Origin of the sequence: Vibrio qingdaonensis, assembly GCF_026191675.1 — a bacterium.
Lineage (GTDB): Bacteria > Pseudomonadota > Gammaproteobacteria > Enterobacterales > Vibrionaceae > Vibrio > Vibrio qingdaonensis.
The window spans coordinates 1-509 of the sequence record NZ_JAKRRY010000162.1 but is presented as its reverse complement, the minus strand read 5'-3'; the positions used below and the strand labels follow the sequence as shown (position 1 = coordinate 509).

Below are 509 nucleotides of genomic sequence, written 5' to 3'. Positions count from 1 at the left end.
GGTTTTCGTTATAAGCATTAGGATCAAGACTGCTTTCAACTTGTGCTATCGCTCGCAGCAAATCTGGATCAACATTATAATGTTGTCCTGCTTCATCAAAACAAAACGAATACCCGACACTTGGAAATACCGACAATAATAAGATTAGTTTTTTCATAAACTAAAAAATGGAGTCCAAAGGAACTCCATTATATCGCGTGAATTGACGTCATCAATATTCATTAGGGAGTAAATCGTAGTGCAACTACGATCACGCTCGGTAATTATCCAGACTTGTTCATTACAAATGGTGTAACTGGATAAAACCCGCTCGCATGTCTTGGTGGCTTCGTCATTGGTAAGTTTATCTTCAACACAGACATTTCCCCAATCACCATTTTGGTGACGATGTAAGTAAATCGATAAATTCACACCAATATTGTTGTTTAGCAGTTCAGCAATGCCTTGTGTACAAACAACTTTGCCAAGATCAAACGGCACAGCCGTACAAACATAATTTTTTCCTTTTT

At 37.7% G+C, this 509-nt stretch carries 1 protein-coding gene and 1 pseudogene; both read right to left on the bottom strand.

Going from position 1 to position 509, the window contains the following annotated elements; all coding sequences use genetic code 11:
* The coding region (locus tag MD535_RS25840) for a transglycosylase SLT domain-containing protein (protein WP_265678139.1) at positions 1-157 on the bottom strand (157 nt) is incomplete at its 3' end.
* A 54-nt stretch (positions 158-211) separates the two neighbouring features.
* Positions 212-509, bottom strand: a pseudogene (locus MD535_RS25835) (type I restriction endonuclease subunit M); the annotation flags it as partial.